We start from the raw sequence: 23,817 nt of genomic DNA, 5'->3' as shown, positions 1-23,817 counted from the left end.
GTGCGCGGGGTGGTGATCAGCCGGGGACGGGCAGTGCGTCGGCGGCCAAGACGTGGGCGCTCAGCCGCTGCCAGCCCTTGGACATGTACCAGTCGCGGTCGAAGCCGCCCACCGCACGCACGGGCAGGGTGGCGTCCTGCACGCCGTCGGCGAGCGTCCGCCACAGCTCGTCAACGAGGGAGCAGTGGCGTACGGCTTCGTGCAGCTCCCGCAGGGTGTAGGCCGGGCCCTCCATGCGCACCAGGCGGATGTCGTAGCAGCCGCGGAAGCCGTGCCCGAAGACGGTGAACGGCGGATGCCACACCTGAGCCCCGGGGGCACGGATGGAAAATCGCACCCGCGAGGCGATGTGACCACCGTGGTGGTGTTCGGCGTGCTCGGCGATGTCGGGCACCTGCGGCGGAAAGAAGTAGTGCCGCTTGTCGGGAATGTCCTCGCGGGCGAATTCGCCGGGGGCGAAGTGCCAGCGGTTGTACATCATGCGCTGGGCGGCCCGCCACAGGGTGGGGCCGGTTTCCTCGCCGGTTGCGGCCATGCGGGTGGTGTGGGGCAGGCAGCAGCAGAAGAAGTTGCCCTTCTTGAGCGTCAGGACGCCTTCGGGGCCGCCGGGGCGGGCGCCGCGCAACCGCGTGAGATCACGGACCGAGCTACTCATGCCGTAGTCCGACTCGGTGGCGTGGATGGCGGAGAGCACGATGGCGGCGAGGAGTTCCCCGACGGCACCGTGCTTGGCCCGGTCACCGTCGCCCGCGGCCGCCTCGGCGTCGAGAAGGGCGGCCGCGGTCGCCAGCGAGCGCAGGTCCGTCCGCACCCGCCCGGTGGGCTTGACGTCAAGGTGCACACGGCCGTGGTGGGCGACCAGCTCGGGCAGGACGTCAGGGTCGCGAGGGAGCGGGAAGTCGGCCAGGTACTCGTTCTTCACGAAGGTCAGGCCGTTGATCCGGCGGTAGCGCATGAGCGGCGAACACCGGTCGACCTCGTTCTGCAGGGCACGGACCTCCTCCGCCAGTTGAGGCAGCGGCATTCCGCCCACGTTGTGCGGAAGGCGTCCGATCGCGGCGCAGTAGCTGGCGTGCCGCTCCAACAGGAAGTGGCGCAGCCCGGTGGCCGAGAGCTGTACCCCGTTGAATTCCTCGAAGCGGACCGATCTCCCGCTGCTGAACAGGCAGTGCGCGAGGGCCACGAACAACCGGTCGGCCGCGGCCCAGGTTTCGAGTGGGCGTTGCCGCAGATCCGCGAGGCGGCCGTCGCGGGTCAAGGTGTTGCTGCCGGCGTCGGACTTCGAGAAGACCTCGCGTCCCACGAACACGTAGACCGTCTCCACCCGTTCCACCCAGTCGGCGAGCTGGGCCAGTCGGCGGTCGAGCTCGCCTGTGCTCTCCCAGCCACGGAGAATGGCGTCGACCTCGTGGAATTCGGCGGCCTCCCGCGCCTGCCACGACCTTTCCTCCTCGTCGACCATGTCGAGGATCTCGGGCGGTACGCGCATCCGGGCGAGCGGCTCCGTACGGGATTCCGGCAGCTCACCGGGTTTCCAGAAGGACAGGCCGCAGAGCGCGGAGCGGGTGATCGGGATCAGGCCGGCGCCGAGGGGCGGGTCCGTGACGATCTCGACGTCGGTCCGGCCGAGGACGTGCTGGACCAGTAGCGACTCCCAGGGCGTCAGCCTTCGGCAGGCGAGCCGAAAAGGGATACGGCCATGGTTCGTGAGCTCTCCGAGCAGCCAGTTCGACGCTTCCTGCACACGCAAGACGGCGTCCTCCTATCCTGACGCAAGCATGAAGATCTCTGCCCGTTCCGGGTGAAGCCGTTGGCGGTGTCACAGGACTTGCTTCGCGGTGCGGCGGGGATGGCTCGTTCATGGTGGCGACGACTCACTGCGGCGTATACGCACTTTTCGGTCGTCGGTGTGCCCACGCGGAATTGAGGCGTCTCAGCCGCCGTGAGTGGCACCGATGGGGCCGGGCGATATCGAGACAGTCAGTCCGCCCTCGGTCGCCGGGGCCCCCGAGCGGGCGCGGCACGGGCCGTTGCAGTACATCTTCCGGTGGCGCGGCAGGGCGGGGTGGCGCGGCAGGGCGGGGTGGCGCGTGTCATCGCTCCTTGCGCCGCCGGGGCATCCGGCCGGCGCGTCCTCCCCGAGAGGACCGGGGCGACTGCGTCAGTCGTCGCAGGGGTGGCGCGCACTCTATGGCGGGTGGCCGCGGAGGCGTCGACCGAGGGCGGACAGCCGCGCGGATCCGCTCAGGCGGGCGGGGCGTGTGCGCGCCGACGCCGTACGCGCCCCGATGTCCCGGGACCGGGCACCCGGCACCGCCCGACTCCGCCTGTGCTTCGTGCTGCCACATCCGCCGAAGGTGCGCTCGCGTGTCGGAGGTCCGCCGGCTTCATCGGGTCGAGCAGGCGCCGGTTCGGGCGATCGCGAGGAGGCTGGGATCACGAGTAACACCGTTCGCAGAGCGATCGCGGATGACGCGACGGTGAAGTATCAGTGAGCGCCGAAGGGATCGATCGAGGACGCGATCGAGGACGCGGTCGAGCCGCTGATTCGTGAGCTGCTGGAGCAGTGGCCGGAGATGCCGGCGACAGTGATCGATGAGCGCATTGGCTGGGACCGGGGCCTGACCGTGCTCACGGACCGCATCCGGGACCTGCGGCCGTGGTGGGGCCGACCGCGACGGCCCAGTCGAGGTCGCCTTCGGTGTCGGTCCGGGCGAGCCGAGGGGTGGCGGCTTCTCCGAGGTGCCGTGGGCGGCCCGCTTCCGCAGCGGATCCATCGCGGCGGCAGTCAACGGGTAATGACCGAGCATCGCTCACCGGTGCGGCCGTAGGCTCGGCCCCATGGATGTGAAGGAACTGCTCGAACGCGCCGACGGCCCGGTGACCCGCAGCCGTCTCGGCCGGGATCTGAGGAAGCTGGGGATCACCCAGGGCGACACCGTCATGGTCCACACACGTCTCTCGGCCCTCGGCTACGTCGTGGGCGGCACGCAGACGGTCATCGCCGCGCTCGTTGACGCCGTGGGGGACGACGGCACCGTGATGGCGTACTGCGGCTGGAGCGACGCCCCTCCGTACGACCTCTCGGAATGGCCGGAGCCTTGGCAGGATGCCGCCCGGGACGAGTGGCCCGCCTACGATCCTCTGGTCAGCGAGGCCGACCACAGCAACGGCCGGGTGCCCGAGGCGCTGCGGCGCCGGCCCGGGGCGGTGCGCAGCCGTCACCCCGACGCCAGCTTCGTGGCCGTGGGCGCGGCCGCCCACCGGCTGATGGACGACCACCCGTGGGACGACCCGCACGGCCCGGACAGCCCACTGGCCAGGCTGGCGGCGAGCGGTGGCCGCGTCCTGCTGCTGGGAGCGCCCCTGGACTCGCTCACCCTTCTTCACCACGCCGAGGCGCTTGCCGAGGCCCCCGGCAAGCGGCACGTCGAGTACGAGCAGCCGATCATGGTCGACGGGCGCCGGGTGTGGCGCCGGTTCCGGGACGTCGACACGGAGACGGAAGCGTTCGACTACGGGCGCGTGGTGCCCGCGGGTGTCTGGCCGTTCACGGTGATCGCCGAGGCAATGCTCGCCGAAGGCATCGGTCGCACCGGACTGGTCGGTGCGGCCGACAGTCATCTCTTCGAGGCGTCCGACGTGGTGCGGTTCGGTGTGAACTGGATCGAGACCGAGCTCGGGGCTGTGGCGCACGACGGTGACTGAACACCGCCGCGCGCCGTCCGTCTCTGCCGTCCATCTCTGCCGTCCCTCAGGACGCCGCTTCGCCGGTGCCCGCCTTCGCGCGGATGTCACGGCGCAGCCGGCCGCCCGCCGCGGCCACCGCTGTCCCGAGGAGCGCCTCCTGTCGCGGTCCGTGGCCGTACGGCACGACTTCCAGGCCGGTCACGAGAGCGGTCACGAGAGCGGTCAGCGTCCCGGCGTCCGCGAATACGTGCGCGTACCGGTGGGCCAGGAACTGCTTGCAGCGACGCAGCGACGCGGCGACTTCGGGCGGAGAGCGGGAAGGTGGTCCGGCCACCGTGGCAGCACCGGCAACCGTGGCAGCACCGGCAACCGCAGGGCCGGTGCTCGGACGCCGGTCACGGTGCCGAACGTCTCCGCTGCAGCAACCAGGTAGCCCCTGTCACTGTCCCCGTCACCAACAGGCCCATTATCAGCGACATCCTTAACTCCTCCATCTTGCTGCCGTCGTCCGCGACAACCACCGACAGCGCCGCGATGACGACCGTGATCACCAGCCCAATGGCCAAGTTCTTCCTCACCCGCGATTTCAGCAACTTCTCCTCCTTCTCGATGGGTGTGGCACCGCATCGCCCTCGACGCGGCGGCACACCCGGGTTGTCATCAGTTCGGGTCGGTCAATGCCCGGTCAGTACGGTCTTGCGCCGCGTCCCGTTACGGAGTTGCCGGCCGACCCCCTCGGGCGGGGCGTCGCCAGCCGCGCCGATTCGGCCGCAGCCCGCTGCTCCGCCGGCGCCTCGCCTGCCTTCTTCTTCACCACGCCATCCAGCGTCGCCGCCATCGGACGCCAGCCCTTCCCGCCGAGTTCCAGCTCGACGCGTCAGGCCGGAAACACGGCGCCTCCCCGTGAATGCGGCCCTACCGATATCCATCGTCGGCAACCCGCGTCCCTCTTCACGAGCGAGGCGTCGGACCTGCATACCGTCTAGCGCGTGGCGGACTGTGATCCGCCTGCGGCGGACAGGGAAGGCGGCTCATAGTCGTACAGGTATCCCTGCACCCGTTCGAAGAACGGGAGGAGTACGCGCATCTTCGCCGCGCTGATCTGACGCTTCACGCTGCCGGGCCGCTTGCTCTCACGGGCGTTGTGCCCGTGCTTGAGCAGCTTGTCAATGCGCGGGCGGCGTGCCTCGTCGTAGGCCTTGAGTGCCGCCGGGACGGTCGGGGTGCTGCTCAGCGCCGCCGCGAGCTCCAGTGCGCCTTCGACGCACATCGAGGCGCCGTGTCCGACGCCGACAAGGTGGGCGGCGTCGCCGACCAGGACGATGCGCCCACTGTGCCACTTCCGGATCGGGCCGCAGACGTTCAGGTAGCCGGACGCGACGATCGACGTCGTGGCTGCAACGAGGGCCTTCGGTACTGCCTCCGGAAACAGCTCGGTGACGCGCCGTATCCACTGCGCGTCGCTGACGCCTCGCAGCTCGGGCTTGACCGGATCCCCGATCTGAGCCGTCCACCACTGGGTGTGTTCGTCGATGCCGGTGTGGACAAAGGCACCGCTGCGCGTGTAGGTGAGGTTCCAGACGCCGGCCTCGACACCCGTCATGGTGGAGATTCCGGCGACCCCGTAGAGCCCCGCGTACTCTGCGCGCGGCGCGGACGAGTCGATCAGCCCGCGCACGGTTGACCAGATGCCGTCGGCGCCCACGAGCAGCTCCGCGGTGTCGCGCCGGCCGGAGGCGAATTCGGCCACCACGTCATTCGCTGACTCCGTCGCGCCCACCAGGCGTTCGCCGGTGACGATCTGCGCGCCCGCGTCGAGCGCCGCGCGCCGCAGGAGTGCCACGAGCCGTCCGCGCTCGAGCGAGATGCTGCGCATCGAGTCGGCGTCGCGCCGAAGGCGTGGCACGTCGCCCAAGAGATGGCCGCCCGCCGTGTAGAACCGCATCCGGTCGATGGGGAATCCGATCGCCTGTACGTCGCGTAAGCAGCCCAGCTTCTCCAGCGCGCGCAGGCCGTTGACCGCCAGGCTGAAGTGGGCGCCGACGTCCCCGACCGGATCCTCGTACGCCTCGTAGACGGTCACGTCGTGACCGATCTGCCGCAGTGCAAGGGCGACGGCGGGTCCAGCTATCCCGCCACCGATCACGATCGTCCGCATGATGCCTCCTTGAATTTATGTTCACTGAATCTCGATTCGGTCAAGTGTGTTCCGATACGCTGGCACCTGTCAACAGCCGATGGAGGACGAGAGATGCCGCAGGCGAGTACCGCCAGTCGAAAGGTCCGGGCGGCCCAGACCCGTGCCGCGCTACTGGACGCGGCGCGGGGGCTGTTCAACGATCGCGGCTACCTCAATACGAAGATCACTGACATCACCGCTGCGGCCGGACGCTCGACCGGCTCGTTCTACGAACACTTCTCCAGCAAGGACGAGCTGCTTCAGGCGCTCCTCGCCGAGATGGAGGATGCGATCGACGCGCGCATGGTGGGCATGGAGCACCCCCGCGACCACGATCTGACCGACCGCGACCAGTTGCGCGACCACGTCGGTGTCGCGTGGACGGTGATGCGGCAGAACCGCCCGGTCACGCTCGCACTGTTTCAGGCGATGGTGGCCGACGACCCCGGCATGGGCCGGGCCTGGCGCGACCTGCGCGAGCAGACGGGAACCATTCGGGAGCATCTGGAGTACCTGGTCGAGCGCGGACACCGGCTGCCCGGCGACCCGGAGTTCATCGCGGTGGCGATAGGCGCGATGCTCGTCACCCTCAACTACGCTGTGCTCACGCCCCCCGGCGGCGGCGAAGACGACCAGCATGTCGTCGACAGCCTCACGGATCTGCTGCTGCACGGGCTGACCGGGCCAGCGTCACGACCAGCGGATGGACCCTGACGGACCACGTGCGCGTCGATCCCGCGTCGGCCGAGGACGAGGCTTTGCTGACGCGGCCAGGCTCAACACTGCAGCCTCGTGCGTTCCGTGTCGCATAGTTGGGCTTCGCCGGTGCGTGAGCGAAGTGACTCTTACCGTGCGTTCTTTTCGGCGTAGCCGGGCGGGCGGTGGTACCTCTCGCCCTGTTCGACCGACTAGACCAGTGCAGGACATGCGCGACCGGAGGAAGGCCGCTTCCACGCCTGCCGGGGCAGAGCGGCGACCATCTCGTCCACGGGGTGGCCCATGCGCGAGGCGGTGACGTTGCGGCGGGTCGCCGACACGTGGACACCCTGCACTGTTAGAGCCAGTACCGCAAGCCCTTGACCTGCCCGTATGCCTCATCAGCGGTCAGCCAGGCGAACGGCACCCGCGCGGCGAGGGCCGCTCGAACATGGCCTTGGCATGTTCGAGCAAGGAGATACTCAGGGCCGACGAGGAGGGCCGCTTCTCGCCCGATTTCACCTTCGACTACGCCGACTTCGGTGACGGCGCCTACCTCGACCGGGCACACCACCACGCCGCGACCATGAGCCAGGCCCAGGGCCTGAAGCGCGAGGACCGGGAAGCCCGGAAGACCGTCGCCCGCAAGGGCCTGGAGTTCTTCGGCGCACCGCACGCCGCCTTCCTGTTCATGCCGACGTTCGGCGACGGAGTGCGGGCGGCCGGCGACATCGGCATGTACGGACAGAACTTCCTCCTCTCCCTCGCCGCCCGCGGTCTTGCCGGCGTCCCGCAGACCCAACTCGGCTTCTACGCCCACACCGTCCGCGACTTCCTGGGCGTCCCCCAGGACCTCAAGCTGCTGTTCGGCATCTCCTTCGGCATCGCCGACGAGACCACGCCGGTGAACAAGGTCCGTATGGACCGCATCCCGCTGCGGCAGAGCGTGGTCCTGCACGACACCCCCAGCATCCTCGACGCGTAAGAGCCCGCAGCGCTCGTCACCGGCAGGAAGAGAAGACCCACCACCATGTCATCCACCGTCTCACCCGCCGAACCACTCCCATCTCCCGTGGGCGTCGGCATCATCGGGCTGAGCGCGCGCGGCGGCTGGGCCGCCCGCGCCCATGTGCCGGCCCTGGAAGCGCTGAAGGGAAAGTTCGAACTGCGCGCGCTGAGCGCCAGCAGCGCCGAGTCGGCCAGGGCCGCCGGGCAGAAGTACGGCATCCCACTGGCCTTCGGCAGCGCCGAGGAACTGGTGCGCCGCGACGAAGTGGACTTGGTGGTGGTGACCGTGAAGGTCCCCCACCACCGCAGGCTCGTCGAGGCGGCACTGCACGCGGGCAAGAACGTCCTGTGCGAGTGGCCCCTGGCCAACGGCCTTGCAGAAGCGGAGGAGTTGGCGCGGCTCGCCACCCGTGCGGGCGTCCGCGGCTTCGTGGGCCTCCAGGCCCGTGCTAGCTCTGCCCTGCGGTATACGCGCGACCTGGTCGCCGAGGGCTACGTCGGCGAGGTGCTGTCCACCAGCACGATCGCCTCCGGCGGCGCCTGGGGACCCACGTTCTCCTCCGGCAGCGAGTACCTGCTCGACCGGGACAACGGGGCCACCATGCTCACCATCCCCTTCGGACACACCATCGACGCGCTGTCGACGGTCCTTGGTGAGTTCACCGAGACCACCGCCACCACAGCGGTCCGCTGCCCCCGCGTCACCAACGCCGAGACCGGCGAGAGCACGACCATGACGACGGCCGACCAGGTCGCGGTCACGGGAGTCCTGGAGACTGGGGCCGTCGCCTCCGTCCACTACCGCGGAGGCTCCTCCCGCGGGACGAACTTCCACTGGGAGATCAACGGAACCGACGGCGATCTCATCATCACCGCGCCCAGCGGGCACCCGCAGCTGGCACCCCTCACCCTGCACGGCGCCCGCGGTGACGACACCCGACTCACCGCACTCGCCGTCCCTGACACCTACGAGCGGGTCCCCTCCATGGCAGGCCGCTCCGACGAACCCGGCTACGCGCTGGCCCACGCGTACGCCGACCTCCACGACGACCTGACCGAGGGGACCCGCACCGCCCCCGACTTCCGGCACGCCGTACGCCGCCACCGCCTCCTCGACAGCATCGAACGCGCCGCAACCACCGGCGAACGCATCCGACTCGCCCCCTGACGCGGGCCGTTCAGAAGGAGGCGCAAGAGATCTGCCGACGTGACCGGATGATGTCAGGGCTGGTCCGGAATCTGTGGTGGAGCCATTCGACACCGGACGCACACCGGACGTTGCAGATCTAGCTAGCGCGTGCTGTGAAAGTCGGGGCAGCTGTCAGTCAGTGTTAGTGGTTCGTGACAACGATGCAGTGCGTGGGCGATGAGCTCGAACGTCCACAGGGCGTCCATCGGGATCGCGAGCTGTCATCGTCCACTGCGTGGGTAGTGTCTCGATCTGTCCGACCGGCCATCCGGCAGCCAGGATCTGATCGCGAACCTCGCGCAGTTGGGCGTACGTTCCCACGCGCAGCCCCCATCCCGCATTGCTGAGGGGATCGAGATCAGTGGTGGGAGCGGTGGCGGTTTCGACGATCATCAGGTGGTCGTCCCCGCCGACATCGATGACTGCGATCCGGGGGTCAGAAGGGGTTGGGGCGCGATCTAGAAGGATCGAGGTCCCCTACCAGCAGAGGCCGGTCACCCTGCGGGTGCCCAAGGGCACGTACGCGCTGGACTCCCGCAAGGCCAGGCCGGCCGCGGTCACCACCCCGGACGACGGCGCGCGTCTCACGGCGTCGCACATCAGCTACGACGACACGGCCCTCGGCATCGCGAACAACTGGAGCCTCAGCGAGGGCGCCGTTATCCGCACCCTCGGCCTCGGAGCCGAATCGCCCCCCCCTAAACGCCCAGTACAACGGCATCTGGAATGCCTCGGGCACGGCGGCGGGTCGAAGGTCGACTACCGGCTGGGCTTCAGCCGCAGCGGCAGCCGGTTCTCGGGCCTGATGCACACCGCCCCCAAGACCGAACTCGCCGAGGTGAAGTACGGCATCGGCTCCGTCGCCGCCCGGCGCAAGGGCACACTGTCCGCCACACATGGAGGCCACCCGCGCGGCCAGGGTCGCCGCGACCGGCACCAAGGTGGCCGCGGCGTGGACGTTCAAGTCCGTGAAGAACCCGTCGACCCGCCCACCGCTCTGCCCCTGTCCACCGTCCGCCTCGCGCCGAAACTGGCGCTGAACGGCGCCGCCCCGACAGGCAGCACGCTCACGGTGCCGCTGAAGGTGGTCGGCGCGCCAGCCTGCACCGGCAAGATCGCCACCCTGACCGTCAAGGTCTCCTACTACGGCGGCGGCACATGGACGTCGGCCTCCGTCACGACCGACGCGAACGGAGCGCGCACCGCGAGCGTCAAGCACCCCGCGACGGCCGAGGCCGTGTCGTACCGTGCAGGTCACCGCGACCCTTCGCATAGGGTCGGAGCCACGATGAACAGCAACGATCCGTCCGCGGCGCCGTCCAAGGCCGACAAGGCGACCGTACGGCGGCACAACCTCAGCCTGGTGCTGCGCACGGTCCATGACGCGGGTGAGACGACGCGTGCCGGGGTCGCCGCGCGGGTGGGGCTGACCCGGGCCGCGGTGTCCTCGCTCGTGGATCAGCTCCTCACCAAGGGGTTCCTCACCGAGTGGGGCAAGACGTTCAGCGGGCAGGCGGGGCGGCCTGGCACGGCGTTGCAGGTGGCGCGGACCGGGCCCGCCGGGCTCGGGGTCGAGATCAACATCGACCACGTGACGGTGTGTGTCATCGACCTCGCCGGCACCGACCGCGTACGCCTGGTGGAGCGCACCGACAACCGGGGCGCCCCGCCCGCCACGATCCTGGCCCGGGCGGCGCGGCTCGCGTCACGGGCCATCGGGTCCGCCGCGGAGCAGAAGCTTCGCCCCGTCGGCGCCGAACTGGCGCTGCCCGCCCTGGTCTCCGGTGGGTCGGTGCGGCAGGCGCCGAACCTGGGCTGGAACCGGGTGGCCGTGGAAGGGCTGTTCGCGCAGGCGTTGACGACGCTGCATCCCACGCACCGCGCGCTGCCGGTCAGCGCCGACAACGAGGCGAACCTGGCGGCCATGGCCGAGCTGTGGTTCGGCGACAGCGACGACCGCGTGACCAGTTTCATCTACCTGACCGGCGAGATCGGTATCGGCGGCGCCCTGGTGCTGAACGGGCAACTCCTGCGGGGCGCCCACGGGTTCGTGGGTGAGATCGGGCATGTGGTGGTGGAGCCGGACGGTCCTGAGTGCCGCTGCGGGGCGCGGGGCTGTCTGGAGCAGTACGCGGGACAGGCGGCGCTGTTGAGGGCGGCGGGCCTCGACGAGAGTGCGGGCCTGACCGGGCTCGCGGAGCTGGAGCGGCGGGCGAGCCAGGGCGAGCCACGGGCCCGGCACGCGATCGAGGAAGCCGGGCGCCGTCTGGGCCGGGTCCTCTCGGGTGCGGTGAACCTCATCGACCCGGACGCGGTGATTCTGGGCGGTGTCTTCCGCGACCTGATGCCGTGGCTCGCCCCCGCCGCCGACGAGGAACTGACCGCCCGTGTCGTGTCGGGTCTGTGGACGCCGGGCAGCAAGCGGCTGCGGGCCTCGTCCTCGGCCGGTGACGCGGCACGCGGAGCGGCCGGGCGCGTGGTGCGCGAGGTCCTGGCGGACCCGGCGGCGTACGTGGAGCGCGTGGCGGACTGACACCGTGGCCGGGCGGGGTCCTGGCAGTGTCGGTCCGCCGCGCGCTGCGGGACGGTGTCAAGGCCGATGTGCCGCGATCAGCTGCCGGTACCAGTGGTAGCTGTCCTTCGGGGTGCGCTGCTGGGTGTCGTAGTCGACGCGTACGATCCCGAACCGCTTGGCATAGCCCAGCGCCCACTCGAAGTTGTCGAGCAGGGACCAGACGTAGTAGCCGCGTACGTCCACGCCCGCGTCCATGGCGGCGCGCAGGGCCGTCAGGTGGCTGTGAAGATAGGTGACGCGGTCAGGGTCGTGGATGCCACCGTCCTCGTCCACCACATCGTGCTCGGCCGAGCCGTTCTCGGTGATGTGGACCGGCGGAAGGGCCTCGCCGTAGGTGTCCTTCAGCGCGGTCAGCAGGTCGGTGAAGGACTCGGGAACCACGGGCCAGTTCATGGCCGTGCGCCGTACGCCCGGGTAGGCCACCTCCTGGTAGCGGTTGTCCGTGGCGACGCGACGGGCGGGGTCGGGCTCGCGGTGGGGGGCGTCGGCGACCACGATCGGCCGGTAGTAGTTGATGCCGAGGAAGTCCAGCGGCTGGGCGATGAGATCGAGGTCCCCGTCGCGGCGGAAGTCCTGGCGGGTGATCAGCTCGCCCCAGGTGTCCCGCTCGGTAGCCGGGTAGCGGCCCGCGAGGATCGGCTCCGTCCACACCAGGTTGTGCTGGGTGTCGGCGCGCAGGGCAGCCGCGCGGTCGGCGGGCGTGTCGTCGGCGGGTACGTTGCGGTCGAGGTTGAGGGTGATGCCGGCCTCCCGGACACCGGCCGCGCGCAGCGCCTTCATCGCCAGGCCGTGGCCGACGAGCAGGTGGTGTGCGGCGGCCAAGGCGCCGGTGCCCTCTTGGGCGCCGGGGGCGTGGCGGCCGACGGAGTAGCCGAGGAACGCGCTGCACCATGGCTCGTTGAGGGTGATCCAGCGGGGTACGCGGTCGGCGAGGTGTTCTGCGGCGATCTGGGCGTACTCGCCGAAGCGTTCGGCGGTCTCCCGCACGCGCCAGCCGCCCTGGTCTTCCAGGGCTTGGGGCAGGTCCCAGTGGTAGAGGGTGGCGGCCGGTTCGATGCCGGCTTCGAGGAGTTCGTCGACGAGCCGCGAGTAGAAGTCCAGGCCCTTGGCGTTGGCGGGACCTGATCCGGTGGGCTGGATGCGGGGCCAGGCGATGGAGAAACGGTACGAGTCGACCCCCAGGTCGCGCAGCAGGGCCACGTCCTCGGGGTAGCGGTGGTAGTGGTCGCAGGCCACGTCGCCGGTGTCGCCGCCGTCGACGCGGCCGGGGGTGTGGCAGTAGGTGTCCCAGATGGAGGGGCCGCGGCCGTCTTCGCGCGCGGCACCCTCGATCTGGTACGAGGCGGTGGCGGCGCCGAATACGAAGCCGGGGGGAAAAGTGGGCAAGTCATTCATGTCTTGGATGGCCTTACTTGACGGATCCGCCGGTGATGCCGGCGGCGATGTACTTCTGGGCGAGGACGAGCAGCACCGCTGCCGGGATCGCGGACAGGACGGACGCGGCCATGACGGAGCCCCAGTCGCCGACATGCGCGCCGATGTACTGGTAGATGCCGAGGGTGACCGGCTTGACGTCGTCGGTGGTGTTGAGCGTGAGCGCGAACATGAAGTCGCTCCACGCGTACAGGAAGGAGAACAGGCCCGCGGTGATCAGGGAGTTACGGCTCATCGGGAGCACGACCTGCACGAAGGTACGCAACCGGCTCGCGCCGTCGACCTCGGCGGCCTCGATGACCTCCTTGGGGATGGCCACCATGAAGGAGCGCATCAGGACGATGGCGAAGGGGATGCCGAGCGAGGCGTCGGCGAGCATGAGCCCGAAGTAGGAGTTGACCAGGCCGAGATCGACGTACGCACTGTAGAGCGCGTTGGCGATGACGATGCCCGGCACCATCTGGGTGATGAGCGTGCCGAAGACGATGGTGCGGGTGCCGCGGAGGCGGAACTGGGCGAGCCCGTAGGCGGCGGGAGCGGCGATAGCGAGGCAGATGGTGACGGCGCCGAAGGCGACGGCGAGCGAGGTCAGCAGGTGGCCGCCCTGTTCGCGGATCGCGGAGGTGAACCCCGACAGGTCCACGCCGTGCGGGATGGGCGAGACCTCCAGGAGGCCTGATGTGGGCTGCAGGGCCGTGTTGAGCATCCAGTAGAGCGGGAAGAGCATCACGCACAGGATGAGTACGCCGACGACGGTGGCGCCCCATCGGCGCTTCGCCCTGGTGGCAGGCCTCTGCGCGGCGGGCGTCTCGGTGACGGTGGTGGTCGCCATGCCGGTCACTTCCCCTCGGAGCGGTTGGCCCGCAGGTAGAACACCGCGAAGACGGCGGAGATCAGGATCAGGACGTTGCCGACGACGGCCCCCGCGCCGAAGTCCAGCTGCACGAAGGAGTTCTGGTACGTGAGGGTGCCCAGGGTCTGGGTGGAGTCGGCGGGGCCGCCGTCGGTCAGGGCGAGGATCAGGTCGAGGATCTTGACCGTCGACATGAAGCCGAGGACCAGCACCACGGTGATGACCGGCTTGAGCAGCGGAAGCGTGATCGATCGGAAGGTGCGCCAGGCGGACGCGCCGTCCAGGGACGCGGCCTCGTACAGCTCCTTGGGGACCTCCTGGAGGCCTCCGTACAGGATCACCATGTTGAAGGGGATGCCGATCCAGATGTTCACCAGGATGACGGAGAACAAGGCCATGCCGGGGCTGGTCAGCCAGGGTGTGGCGCCGCCCAGGCCGAGGGTGTCGAGGAAGGAGTTGAGGACGCCGGTGTCCTGGTCCAGGATGCGGCGCCAGACGATGCCGGAGACGACCATCGGGACGAGCCAGGGCAGCAGGATCAGGGAGCGCAGCACTCCGTTCAGCGGGAATCTCTTGGTGAAGAAGACGGCGAGCGCGAGGCCGATGCCGAACTGGCCGATCAGGGACCCGATGGTGAAGACGACGGTGTGCCACAGCGCCTTGCCGAACAGGTCGTCCTGGAAGACATTGCTCCAGTTGTCGGTGCCGTTGAACGGGGCCTTGCCGTCGAAGAAGGTGGAGGGCGAGTAGTCCTGGAAGCTCATCAGGACGTTGCGTACGAGCGGGTAGCCGAAGAAGAGCACCATGAAGACGACCGCCGGTGCGATGAAGCCCCATTGGGAGAGCCTGCGGCGGCGTCGGGCGCGTGCCGGGTCGGGCTTCTTGACGGTGGTCGTCGGGTCGTCGTGGGCGGTGGTGGCCGCGGAGGCTGTGGTGGTGGCCATGTTCGTCACGTCACTTCCCGCTCGTGGCGCGCTGTTGGGCGCGCTGGAGCGCGGCCTCGCTGGACTGCCCGGTGAGGGCGGACTGGAAGGCGCTCTGCAGGGCGAGCGACACCGACGACCAGCGCGCGCCGACCTTGGCGGTGCGCGAGCGCGCGGTGGCCACCTGGTCGGCGAGGGCGTCGAGTTCGGGCACTTCCTTGCGCCAGACGGCGGCGGCCTTCTCGTTGGCCGGGACCATCCAGCTGTTGCGCGCGTAGGTGATCTGTTCCTTCTCGCCGGCCATACAGCCGATGATCTTCGCGGCGGTCTTCTCCCGCGCCGTGTCACCGGTCTTGGGTACGGTCAGCACGGCGCCGCCGAGCGGCCCGACGGAGTCCTCCCCCGCCTTCGGCACCGGGATCCGGGCGATGCCCCAGTCCAGGTCCTTCTTGGTGTTGAGGGTCTCGACCTGCCACGGACCGTTGATCATCATTGCGGCGTTGCCTGCCATGAACTGGTCGTTGACGTCTGCCTGGGTCCAGTTGACGGTCGACTTGGACAGCGATCCGTCCTTGATGAGGCCCTTCCAGTAGTCGAGTGCCTGGGTGACCTGCTCACTCGCGAGGTGTGACTCGTCACCGCCGTTGGACCACATGAACGGCGTGAACTGGAAGACGCCGTCCTCCGCGCCGCCCGCGCTCAGGGCGATGCCGTACTGCCTGCCCTTGGTGAGTTTCTCGGCGGTCCGCCGCATCTCGTCCCACGTGGTGGGCACTTGGAGACCCGCCTTCTTCAAGATGTCCTTGTTGTAGAACAGGGCGAGGGTGTTCACCGTGCGCGCGGCCCCGTAGTACGTGCCCTTGTAGGAGCCGAAGTCGACGATGCCCCGCGGTATGTCCCGGGTGGACAGGCCCAGCGTGCGCAGGTCGACGAGGCCGCCTGCGTCTGCGAACGTCGGCATCTCGGAGGCGTCGAACTGGATGACGTCCGGCAGTGACTTCGACGACGCCATGCGCAGTGACTTCGTCATGACCTGTGGGGCCGGCACGCTCTGCTGCTCGATGGTGATGCCGAGCCGCTTGCCGCAGCGGGACAGGGTGGCGGCGTCCCAGCCGTGATACGAGTCGTCGGTCGACGAGTTGAGGACGGTGTAGACGTCGTCGTCACGCTGCTGGCCGCAGCCGGCGAGCGCCGTGGTGGCCACGAGCGCGGAGACAACGGTGAGCGGGACCGTCGCCCGCCGACCGGCGCGGTGGCGCCTGACACGCGCGCGCTCCGGTGTGTGTGCTGCTGTCACGGTGGTTGCCCTTGCCTGGGAGGGGTGGCCGGCCCGGCGGGACGCCCGTGTCCCGCCGGGGGTGTTCGCAGATCCCGGTACGGTTCCGGCCTCGGCCGTACGGGCTCGATCACGGGGTGCGAGGGTCAGCGCACCCCGAGCAGGTGCTCCATGGCGAGCTGGTCGAGGTGCTCGAAGGCCATGGAGCGCTCGGCGGCGGCGTCCGGGTCGTAGTCCTCGTACGCGCCCTTGTCGGCCAGGAGCCCGGCCAGGCCCTCGGCGGCGGTGGGCTGTGCGATGGCGTCGCCGAACGGGTCGTTGCCCCGCCAACCGACGGTCCGCAGACCGAACGTGAACGTGTCCTCGGGGGTGAGGGTGAAGCAGTCGGACATGGGGTGGCCCTTTGCTGCGAGTTTGTTTTCTGGCATGACTAATACGCCACCAAGCGCTTCGACGCCAGACCCTGCAACCAACTTCACGCGCTGCAAAAGCGTCGCTACCTGGCGCGATCAGGAATCGAAGCGCTTCCGCGATCGCACCGGAACACGGCCCTTGCCGTTTTGTTTTCTGTACGATCAAATGGCGTGCGCAGCTACTTCTCCTTCAAGATCGCAAGCCAGTTGAGGGACTCCACGCCACCGGCCGAGCGTCGTCATCGGCAGGGTGAGTCCGACGGCTCCCGCGACCCGAACTGCCGCCGCCCCGCACCACCCTGAGGAAGATCATGAAGTTCACCGACGGCTTCTGGCTCATGCGCAACGGGGTCGAGGCCTCGTACGCGACCGAGGTCCGCAGTGTCCGAGCCGACGCCGACCGCTTCACCGTCCACGCCGCGACCAAGCGCGTCGAGCGCCGCGGTGACACCCTCAACTCCCCCCTGCTGACCGTCGACTGCTTCTCCCCCGCCGATGGCGTCATCGGCGTCCGCACCACACACCTGGCGGGCAAGCGCCACCCCGGTCCGGACTTCGGCCTGCCGGGCGCCGACACCGGGGTCGGCCAAGTGCGCCGCGACGGCGACACGATCGAGCTCACCAGCGGCCCTCTCACCGCACGCCTGGACCAGGCCGCACCCTGGACACTGTCGTTCTATGACGCGGACGGCAGGGAGGTGACATCGGCGGGCCGCAAGGGCACGGCCTTCTTCACCACCGGCGACGGCGCGCACCACGTGGCCGGGCGGCTGGCGCTCGGCGTCGGCGAACAGGTCTACGGCCTCGGCGAACGCTTCACGCCGTTCGTCAAGAACGGCCAGATCGTGGACATGTGGCAGGCCGACGGCGGCACGAGCAGCGAACAGGCCTACAAAAACGTCCCGTTCAGCCTGCACGTCTCCCCCACCGGCGCGTACGGCGTGTTCGTCAACCATCCCGGCAAGGTGAGCTACGAGATCGGCTCGGAGTCGGTCGGCCAGATGCAGTTCAGCGTCGAGGACCAGACGTTGGAGTACTACGTCGTCGCCGGCCCGACACCGAAAGACGTCCTGCGCCGCTACACCGCACTCACCGGCCGCCCGGCGCTGCCCCCGGCGTGGTCGTTCGGGCTGTGGCTCACCACGTCCTTCACCACGCAGTACGACGAGGAGACGGTGACGTCGTTCGTCGACGGCATGGCCGAGCGGGACATACCGCTGAGCGTCTTCCACTTCGACTGCTTCTGGATGCGCGAGTACCAGTGGTCGGACTTCGAGTGGGATCCGGATGTCTTCCCCGACCCCGAGGGCATGCTGGCCCGGCTCAAGGGGCGGGGACTGAAGATCTCCGTGTGGATCAACCCGTACATCGCGCAGAAGTCCGCCCTGTTCGACGAGGCCGCCGCCGCGGCGTACCTGGTGAAGCGGGCGAACGGCGACATCTGGCAGTGGGATCTGTGGCAGGCGGGCATGGCGCTCGTCGACTTCACGAACCCCGAGGCCTACGCGTGGTTCCAGGCGAAGCTGAAGGTGCTGCTCGACCAGGGCGTCGACTGCTTCAAGACCGACTTCGGCGAGCGCATCCCCACCGACGTGGTGTGGCACGACGGCTCCGACCCGGAGCGCATGCACAACTACTACACGCACCTGTACAACCGCGCCGTCTTCGAGCTCCTGGAGAAGGAGCGCGGCACGGGTGAGGCCGTTCTGTTCGCGCGCTCGGCGACGGCGGGCGGCCAGCAGTACCCGGTGCACTGGGGCGGCGACTGCTGGTCGTCGTTCGGTGCGATGGCGGAGTCGCTGCGCGGCGGTCTGTCACTGTCGTTGTCGGGTTTCGGCTTCTGGTCGCACGACATCGGCGGGTTCGAGGGCACCCCGGACCCGGCGGTCTTCAAGCGCTGGCTCGCCTTCGGCCTGCTCTCCTCCCACAGTCGTCTCCATGGCTCGAGCTCCTACCGGGTACCGTGGGAGTTCGGTGACGAAGCCGTCGACGTGACGCGGCGGTTCACGCGGCTCAAGCATCGCCTCATGCCCTATCTGTACGGCGCTGCGGCCGAAGCACACCACACCGGTGTGCCGCTGATGCGGCCCATGCTCCTGGAGTTCCCCGACGACCCCACCGCCCGCGGCCTGGACCGGCAGTACATGCTCGGCCCCGACCTGCTCGTCGCCCCCGTCTTCTCGGCCGACGGCGTCGTCGAGTACTACCTGCCCGAAGGCACCTGGACCCACCTCCTCACCGGCGAACACGTCCAGGGCCCGGCCTGGCGCCGCGAGAGGCACGGCTTCGACAGCCTGCCCCTGTACGTCCGCCCGGGAGCGGTCCTCCCGCTCGGCTCCGACACACAGCGACCCGACGGCGACTGGCTCGACGACCTCGCCCTGCTCGTCACCCCCGACGCCCACCAGGTGACGGTCACCGTCCCCGACCACACCGGCCGCCCCGCAGCCGCCTACCAGGTGACGCGCGAACACAAGGCGAAGGGCATGGTTGTGACCGTGACACCGCCGGAAGGACACGGCACTCCACGCACGGTGGTCTCGGCCGACCTGTGAGGTCCCGTGGGGACGGAACGGGCGGTGAGGAGGGGCGGGACGCCGACGTGCGTACGACGATCACGGAGGCGGTGGAATGACGTACTGGTCAGGCTTCGGACGCGCCGCGTGCGGTACTGCCGATGGCGCAGGAGCGGCCACAACGGCCGGAACGGCCGGAGTCCCAGGATCGCCGTGTCTCAGGGGAACTGGAGCGTTGGCTGGGTAGCACTGGGCGAGTTGCCTGAGCATGTGGGCGTACGCGTCGCGCTCCGGCGAGCGCGCCATCGAGCAGCACCCGCTTCGGCATGAGCGAGGTACCCGGGGTGTCGGCTGATCTCGTGGTAAATGGCTTCAGCGCTTCTGGATGAGGACCTGGTGGGGACACGTTGCGCCGGCTTATGCGAGGGAGCACGGATGCGCGGGCGTGGCCCACCCAACTGCTCGCGCATGGCTCGGCCTGAATCAACGCGTCCGGGGCGGAAGGGGCACGCGGCCTGTAATGGTGCGAACGAGGCGGAAGGGCCGCGTACCCGCCTGGCCGACTGGCAGGACACCGCTTTGCTCGTGCCGGCCTCCACCGTGCGCCCCCGGCCCGCACCCGGCAGGGCATCGCGGTCCACCCTCCGTCCGACGCGGTGGCGCACGCGCAGTCACGGGAGGCGCCCTCAACACCTGTCCGTCCCACAAGGTTCACGCGAATGCCTTGTTTAATGAAGTACCAACTGTGGGCATGCAACGGCTTGTTGAGACGACCGTGTCATCCCCCACAGAAGGCCGCCCCCATGCGCCGTCGATTCACCGCTCTCGCCGTAAGCACCGCTTCCCTCACCCTGGGCATGGGCGTAGCCACCTCCCCCGCATCGGCCGTGCCCGCCGACAAGCCGCAGGTCCTCAGCCAGTGGACCCAGACCGACGCGGGCAGTTATAACGCCTGGGTGTCGGCCAACGGCAACCAAGGAGCCTGGAGCGCGTATCAGTTCAACTGGTCCACCGACTACTGTTCCAGCTCCCCCGACAACCCCCTCGGCTTCCCCTTCAAAACGGCCTGCGCGCGCCATGACTTCGGATACCGCAACTACAAGGAAGCGGGCACCTTCACCACCAACAAGGCCCGCGTCGACAGCGCCTTCTACGAAGACCTGAAGAGAGTGTGCGCCAGGTACAGCGGCGCAACGAAGAGCACCTGCAACGGGACGGCCTGGACGTACTACCAGGCTGTCGACAAGCTCGGCTTCACCCGTGTGGTGGGCGACGGGAGTGCCGCCTGAACCGGCACTCACCTGGACGACGGGCGGTGACCATATGCACGTCACCGCCCACTTACGATTGAGCCCAGCAGTCCGGACGGCAGCTTTCAGTGGCCGGCGTCGGGGCTGCCCCCGGCGGCGAGGAACGCCTCAAACGCGCCGGCCGGCATCCAGGGCGCCACCGGATACCGCCTGGCATCCCGCGCCGGATACCTGACCGTGGCCATCAGCTCGCGGAAGTGGCCGGGGCCCGGGGCCGAACGCTCCCGGGTCCCGGCGGAGTGCGGTGTGCCTACAGCGCGGGGTAGGCGTTCTTCATGAGCTCCTGGAACTGGGCGGAGAACCAGTGGCCGGACAGCGGTGCGTTGGGCAGCGCCCCGGACATGTTGTTGTTGTTGCGCGGGTTACCGGTGTACGTGGGGTCACACATGCGGTCGAAGCCCTTGCCCTCGTCGTTGTCGATGGCCTCGCTCGAGCCGTCGGACTCGCCCGGCGGCTTCATCCACACGTAGGCGTCGATCCCGGTGGCCGGGTTGGCCTGCGGCCGTTCGCCGAGGCCGGCACCGGACTGGTTGCACCAGTTGCCGAGGTGGATGCGGCGGTCGTAGCGCCCGTCGTTCACATAGGTGTCGACGTTCGTGGTGGCGCCGGGGCCGGTGGGCCGGGCGGTGCCGCCCCAGCCGTTGCGGGACGTGTCGATCAGCATGCCGAGGTTCTGGTCGAAGCCGAGCGAAACCAGTTTGGTCCGCATGGCCTGGGCGTACGAAAGCTCGTCGGTGTAGCGGTTCCAGTCGACCCACTTGGACTCGCGCACCGACTTGCCCGCGACGTTGTCGCCGATCGCGAAGTTCTCCTCCTTGAGTGCGCTGTAGTTGGCCGTGTTCACGATGAAGCCGTGGACGTCGGACAGCTTCGCGCCGTTGCTGGAGGCGGTCGTCTTGAACAGTTCGGCGGAGGGGCCGAAGTTGTCGTCCCAGCCGAGCCAGCCGTGGTGGCCCGCGTCGATGTAGTTGTAGACGTTCTTGATGTCACCGAGCTTGTCGAGGGCGTAGCCGACGCCCTTCTGGTAGTTGCCGTTGGCCTTCATCACGTCGCAGTTGGGCGTGGCCGTGGGCCGGCCTGAGACGTTGGTGACGAGGTTGGGCAGTGAGTCGATCTCGATCGTGGTGACGATGCGCAGATCCTTGTACTTGGAGTCGGCGAGGATCGCGGCGATGGGGTCGATGAAGTCCGTCTTGTACTTGTCGATCTCTGTGGGGCCGAGTTCTCCGTTGGAGGCCAGAGCGGCGCAGTCGCGGCCCGGCAGGTCGTACACGACGAGCTGGACGACTTGTTCGCCGCTGCCCTTCTGGGCGAGCGCCGCGTCGAGGTGGTCGCGCAGGCCCATGCCGTCACCCACGCCGTTGATGGCGGCGATGCGGTCGAGCCAGACGCCGGTGGGCTCGTTGGCGATGCGGGAACCGCCGGGTTCGGCCTTGGCCTTGGCGGACCACTCCGGGTTCACGTACACCTTGGCTCCGGCGTACGGGTTGTCGACGCGATCCCCGGGCTCGGTCGGATCGGGCGGGTCCGTGGGGTCGGTGTCCCCGTTACAGGTGACACCGTTCAGCTTGAAGGTGGTGGGCAGGGCGTTGCTGCCGCTGTAGGAGGCGTTGAAGCCGAAGGAAGCGGAGGCGCCGGTGGCCAGGTTGCCGTTGTAGGAGGCGTTCTTGGCGGTCACGGCGGCGCCGGCCTGGGTGATGTCGGAGTTCCAGCTGTTGGTGACCTTCTGGTTGCCCGCGTAGGACCAGGTGAGGTTCCAGCCGTTGACCGCGGCGCCGTTGTTGGTGACGGTGACGGCGGTGGTGAAGCCGCCGTCCCACTGGTTCTGCATCTTGTAGTCGACGCTGCAGGCCGGGGCCGCTGCCCCCACGTCGGGCTGCGCGACGGCGGTGCCAACGCAGGCGGCGCCGGTGAGGGCGAGGGTGGTGAGCACGGCAGTGCCGGCTCTCGATCTGATACCGCTCATGAGGTGCGGTGTCCCTTCTGGGATGAGGAGAGTTCTGGGATGAGGAGGGTGGTGCGGGGTGGGGTGGTAGCCGTACGGTGCGGGGCGGTCATCCGTTCACGGTGCGCAGGTGATCGCGCAGGCCGGTTCCGAACGCGGTCGGTGTGCCGTCGTAGGAGCTGATGAGGGACGGGCCGGAGGAGCAGTTCCAGGTGTTCCAGGTCCAGCCGAGGTAGGACTGCTTGCGGTCGTCGAACCACTTCATGACGCGGTCGATGAACCCGTGGGAGCAGGTGTTCTCGCCGATCTCCCCTGCTACCAGCGGCACTTGGGCGGCGACGGGTCCCAGCGTGGAGTCCCAGCAGCTCTCTGTGGAGCAGGTGTTGAAGTTGTAGACGTGCCAGGCCGCGGCGAGATTGCCGGCCGGGTCGGATGGCCGGTGGGCGAGCCATTGGCTGAGGTCGTTGGAGTAGGCGAGGCCGCCCGCGAGGATCACGTTCTTGGCGCCCGTGGCTCGGACCGAGTCGACGAGGTCCTGCATGCCGGCGACTTCGTAGCCGATGCCGGGGCAGGTGCCGCCGTCCTTCCAGCAGGCCCATGCATCGGAGATGTCGGAGGTCGCGCGGTCCGGGTACGGCTCGTTGAAGAGGTCGAAGACGACCGTCGGATCGTCCTTGTACGTGCTTGCGACCGATGTCCAAAAGCCGGGTGCGTACCGGGCGTCCGGCATCGGCTTCTGGCAGGTGGCGTGGACGTCGGCGCAGCCGGCCGAGTTCCCGGTGTACTGGCCGTACGACCAGTGCATCTCCAGGATCGGCGTCATGCCGTGGGCCTTGACCTTGGTGACCAACTCCTTGATAGCGGACTGGTAGTTGGCTCCCGCGTACTCGGGTTTGATGTTGTCGAGGCCGAGCCAGCATTCCTCGTTGAGCGGGATCCGGACGGCATTGGCCTTCCAGTCGGCGATGGCCGCGACGGACGCTTCGTCGACCGGCCCGTCGAAGATTCCGTGGCCCTGTACGCACATGAACTCGGCACCGGAGCGGTTCACGCCGAGGATCCGGCGGGTGGCACCGGAGGCGTCGACGAGTTTGTTCCCGGAGACCTTCAGGGCCGGGGCCTCACCCTCGCCGCCCGGATCGGTCGGGTCGGTGGGATCAGTCGGGTCAGGCGGATCAGTCGGGTCCGTGGGATCGGTGGGTTCGGTGGGATCGGTCGGATCGGTCGGATCGGTGACGTCGGTGTCGCAGGTCGTGCCGTTCAGCTTGAAGGCCGTCGGTGCGGTGCTGGCGCCCGACCGCGATCCGATGAACCCGGCCGAGACGCTGCCGCCGTAGGGAAGCGCGCCGTTCCAGGACTCGTTGGTGGCGGTCACGGCTGTCCCGGTCTGGGACCACTTCGCGGCCCATCCCTGGGTGACCTTCTGTCCGTCGGCGAAGGAAAAGGACAGTTTCCACCCGCCCTTGGCCGCACCGTGGTTGGTGACCTCCACGGCGGCCTGGAAGCCGCTGTCCCACTGGCCGGTGACGGAGTACTCCACCGAGCATGCGGGGGCGGCCGCGGACGCGGCGTCGGTCATGGGGACGAGCGTGGCCGCCGAGACGGCGCACGCGAGCAGGGTTGCGTGCAATGCGTGACGCGGGGGGTGGCGCATGAGCGACTCCCTGCAGCTCGGGCGCGACCGGCACATGGCCGTCGCGTCGACTGATGGAACCGCTCCCACTGGTTGCTGGTGGACTGTAGAGAATGAACTCCCGTCAAGCAACAGAGAAGTTGGTAATTCTCTGCTGTCGAATTTATTCGACTCTTC

The 23,817-nt window shown here is 68.9% G+C and carries 17 protein-coding genes and 1 pseudogene; 7 read left to right on the top strand and 11 right to left on the bottom strand.

The features are described 5' to 3' along the window. Positions 1-16: 16 nt before the first annotated feature. The gene (locus ACZ6JY_RS33155) at positions 17-1,750 is read right to left on the bottom strand and encodes a hypothetical protein (protein ID WP_469201898.1); all 1,734 of its coding nucleotides are present in this window, start codon (positions 1,748-1,750) and stop codon (positions 17-19) included. A gap of 1,091 nt (positions 1,751-2,841) precedes the next feature. Here ACZ6JY_RS33155 and aac(3)-VIII point away from each other — a divergent pair. Continuing rightward, entirely contained in the window at positions 2,842-3,708 is an 867-nt protein-coding gene (aac(3)-VIII, locus tag ACZ6JY_RS33150; protein ID WP_469201896.1) for an aminoglycoside N-acetyltransferase AAC(3)-VIII, read from the top strand. 46 nt (positions 3,709-3,754) lie between these two features. Here aac(3)-VIII and ACZ6JY_RS33145 read toward each other — a convergent pair whose 3' ends face one another. The 3 genes from ACZ6JY_RS33145 to ACZ6JY_RS33135 all read right to left on the bottom strand — a co-directional run bounded on the left by ACZ6JY_RS33145 (position 3,755) and on the right by ACZ6JY_RS33135 (position 5,848). Continuing rightward, entirely contained in the window at positions 3,755-4,024 is a 270-nt protein-coding gene (locus ACZ6JY_RS33145) for a hypothetical protein (RefSeq protein WP_469201894.1), read from the bottom strand. 61 nt (positions 4,025-4,085) lie between these two features. Further along, positions 4,086-4,283, bottom strand: coding sequence for a hypothetical protein (locus ACZ6JY_RS33140; protein WP_469201892.1), 198 nt, complete (start codon positions 4,281-4,283; stop codon positions 4,086-4,088). Positions 4,284-4,672: 389 nt separating this feature from the next. Then, entirely contained in the window at positions 4,673-5,848 is a 1,176-nt protein-coding gene (locus tag ACZ6JY_RS33135; RefSeq protein WP_469201890.1) for an FAD-dependent oxidoreductase, read from the bottom strand. Positions 5,849-5,941: 93 nt separating this feature from the next. Between ACZ6JY_RS33135 and ACZ6JY_RS33130 the strand changes: the two genes are divergently transcribed. From ACZ6JY_RS33130 to ACZ6JY_RS33115, 4 genes are all read left to right on the top strand, one after another. Continuing rightward, positions 5,942-6,583 (top strand): TetR/AcrR family transcriptional regulator, encoded by a 642-nt coding sequence (locus tag ACZ6JY_RS33130; RefSeq protein ID WP_469201888.1) that lies wholly within the window; start codon positions 5,942-5,944, stop codon positions 6,581-6,583. 433 nt (positions 6,584-7,016) lie between these two features. Then, on the top strand, positions 7,017-7,550 hold the full coding sequence (locus ACZ6JY_RS33125) for a nitroreductase family protein (RefSeq protein WP_469201886.1): 534 nt from the start codon (positions 7,017-7,019) through the stop codon (positions 7,548-7,550). 45 nt (positions 7,551-7,595) lie between these two features. Next, on the top strand, positions 7,596-8,741 hold the full coding sequence (locus ACZ6JY_RS33120; protein WP_469201885.1) for a Gfo/Idh/MocA family oxidoreductase: 1,146 nt from the start codon (positions 7,596-7,598) through the stop codon (positions 8,739-8,741). Between the two features lie 1,309 nt (positions 8,742-10,050). Beyond that, a complete protein-coding gene (locus ACZ6JY_RS33115) occupies positions 10,051-11,295 on the top strand; it encodes an ROK family transcriptional regulator (RefSeq protein ID WP_469201963.1) in 1,245 nt (414 codons plus the stop codon). A 57-nt stretch (positions 11,296-11,352) separates the two neighbouring features. On the opposite strand, the gene ACZ6JY_RS33110 is transcribed toward ACZ6JY_RS33115, so the two are convergent. The 5 genes and pseudogenes from ACZ6JY_RS33110 to ACZ6JY_RS33090 all read right to left on the bottom strand — a co-directional run. Continuing rightward, positions 11,353-12,732, bottom strand: a complete 1,380-nt coding sequence (locus ACZ6JY_RS33110; protein ID WP_469201884.1) for a GH1 family beta-glucosidase — start codon at positions 12,730-12,732, stop codon at positions 11,353-11,355. 13 nt (positions 12,733-12,745) lie between these two features. Then, entirely contained in the window at positions 12,746-13,603 is an 858-nt protein-coding gene (locus ACZ6JY_RS33105) for a carbohydrate ABC transporter permease (RefSeq protein ID WP_469201883.1), read from the bottom strand. 5 nt (positions 13,604-13,608) lie between these two features. Then, positions 13,609-14,568 carry a carbohydrate ABC transporter permease gene (locus ACZ6JY_RS33100; RefSeq protein ID WP_469201881.1) on the bottom strand — a complete coding sequence of 320 codons (960 nt, stop codon included), beginning with the start codon at positions 14,566-14,568 and terminating at the stop codon, positions 13,609-13,611. 10 nt (positions 14,569-14,578) lie between these two features. Next, positions 14,579-15,844 carry an ABC transporter substrate-binding protein gene (locus ACZ6JY_RS33095; protein WP_469201880.1) on the bottom strand — a complete coding sequence of 422 codons (1,266 nt, stop codon included), beginning with the start codon at positions 15,842-15,844 and terminating at the stop codon, positions 14,579-14,581. Positions 15,845-15,969: 125 nt separating this feature from the next. Further along, positions 15,970-16,128, bottom strand: a pseudogene (locus ACZ6JY_RS33090) (xylose isomerase); the annotation flags it as partial. A 419-nt stretch (positions 16,129-16,547) separates the two neighbouring features. On the opposite strand from ACZ6JY_RS33090, the gene yicI reads away from it, so the two are divergent. Beyond that, the gene (gene yicI, locus ACZ6JY_RS33085) at positions 16,548-18,791 is read left to right on the top strand and encodes an alpha-xylosidase (RefSeq protein WP_469201878.1); all 2,244 of its coding nucleotides are present in this window, start codon (positions 16,548-16,550) and stop codon (positions 18,789-18,791) included. A 764-nt stretch (positions 18,792-19,555) separates the two neighbouring features. After that, the gene (locus tag ACZ6JY_RS33080; protein ID WP_469201877.1) at positions 19,556-20,041 is read left to right on the top strand and encodes a phospholipase; all 486 of its coding nucleotides are present in this window, start codon (positions 19,556-19,558) and stop codon (positions 20,039-20,041) included. 271 nt (positions 20,042-20,312) lie between these two features. Here the strand turns inward: ACZ6JY_RS33080 and ACZ6JY_RS33075 are convergent, their stop codons facing one another. Continuing rightward, positions 20,313-22,028: a glycoside hydrolase family 6 protein gene (locus ACZ6JY_RS33075; RefSeq protein ID WP_469201876.1), complete on the bottom strand. Its 1,716-nt coding sequence runs from the start codon at positions 22,026-22,028 to the stop codon at positions 20,313-20,315. A gap of 88 nt (positions 22,029-22,116) precedes the next feature. Then, entirely contained in the window at positions 22,117-23,661 is a 1,545-nt protein-coding gene (locus ACZ6JY_RS33070; RefSeq protein WP_469201875.1) for a cellulose binding domain-containing protein, read from the bottom strand. Between the last annotated feature and the right edge of the window lie 156 nt (positions 23,662-23,817).

Source organism: Streptomyces sp. NPDC046335, assembly GCF_055587985.1.
Note: the sequence above shows the minus strand (reverse complement) of the source record. Positions and strands in the feature narration are given on the sequence as shown.

Bases quoted from the DNA above. Each gene is read 5' to 3' on its own strand.
- ACZ6JY_RS33135 (WP_469201890.1), bottom strand. From the start codon at position 5,848: ATGCGGACGATCGTGATCGGTGGCGGGATAGCTGGACCCGCCGTCGCC.
- ACZ6JY_RS33130 (WP_469201888.1), top strand. From the start codon at position 5,942: ATGCCGCAGGCGAGTACCGCCAGTCGAAAGGTCCGGGCGGCCCAGACC.
- ACZ6JY_RS33125 (WP_469201886.1), top strand. From the start codon at position 7,017: ATGGCCTTGGCATGTTCGAGCAAGGAGATACTCAGGGCCGACGAGGAG.
- ACZ6JY_RS33120 (WP_469201885.1), top strand. From the start codon at position 7,596: ATGTCATCCACCGTCTCACCCGCCGAACCACTCCCATCTCCCGTGGGC.
- ACZ6JY_RS33115 (WP_469201963.1), top strand. From the start codon at position 10,051: ATGAACAGCAACGATCCGTCCGCGGCGCCGTCCAAGGCCGACAAGGCG.
- ACZ6JY_RS33110 (WP_469201884.1), bottom strand. From the start codon at position 12,732: ATGAATGACTTGCCCACTTTTCCCCCCGGCTTCGTATTCGGCGCCGCC.
- ACZ6JY_RS33105 (WP_469201883.1), bottom strand. From the start codon at position 13,603: ATGGCGACCACCACCGTCACCGAGACGCCCGCCGCGCAGAGGCCTGCC.
- ACZ6JY_RS33100 (WP_469201881.1), bottom strand. From the start codon at position 14,568: ATGGCCACCACCACAGCCTCCGCGGCCACCACCGCCCACGACGACCCG.
- yicI (WP_469201878.1), top strand. From the start codon at position 16,548: ATGAAGTTCACCGACGGCTTCTGGCTCATGCGCAACGGGGTCGAGGCC.
- ACZ6JY_RS33080 (WP_469201877.1), top strand. From the start codon at position 19,556: ATGCGCCGTCGATTCACCGCTCTCGCCGTAAGCACCGCTTCCCTCACC.
- ACZ6JY_RS33075 (WP_469201876.1), bottom strand. From the start codon at position 22,028: ATGAGCGGTATCAGATCGAGAGCCGGCACTGCCGTGCTCACCACCCTC.
- ACZ6JY_RS33070 (WP_469201875.1), bottom strand. From the start codon at position 23,661: ATGCGCCACCCCCCGCGTCACGCATTGCACGCAACCCTGCTCGCGTGC.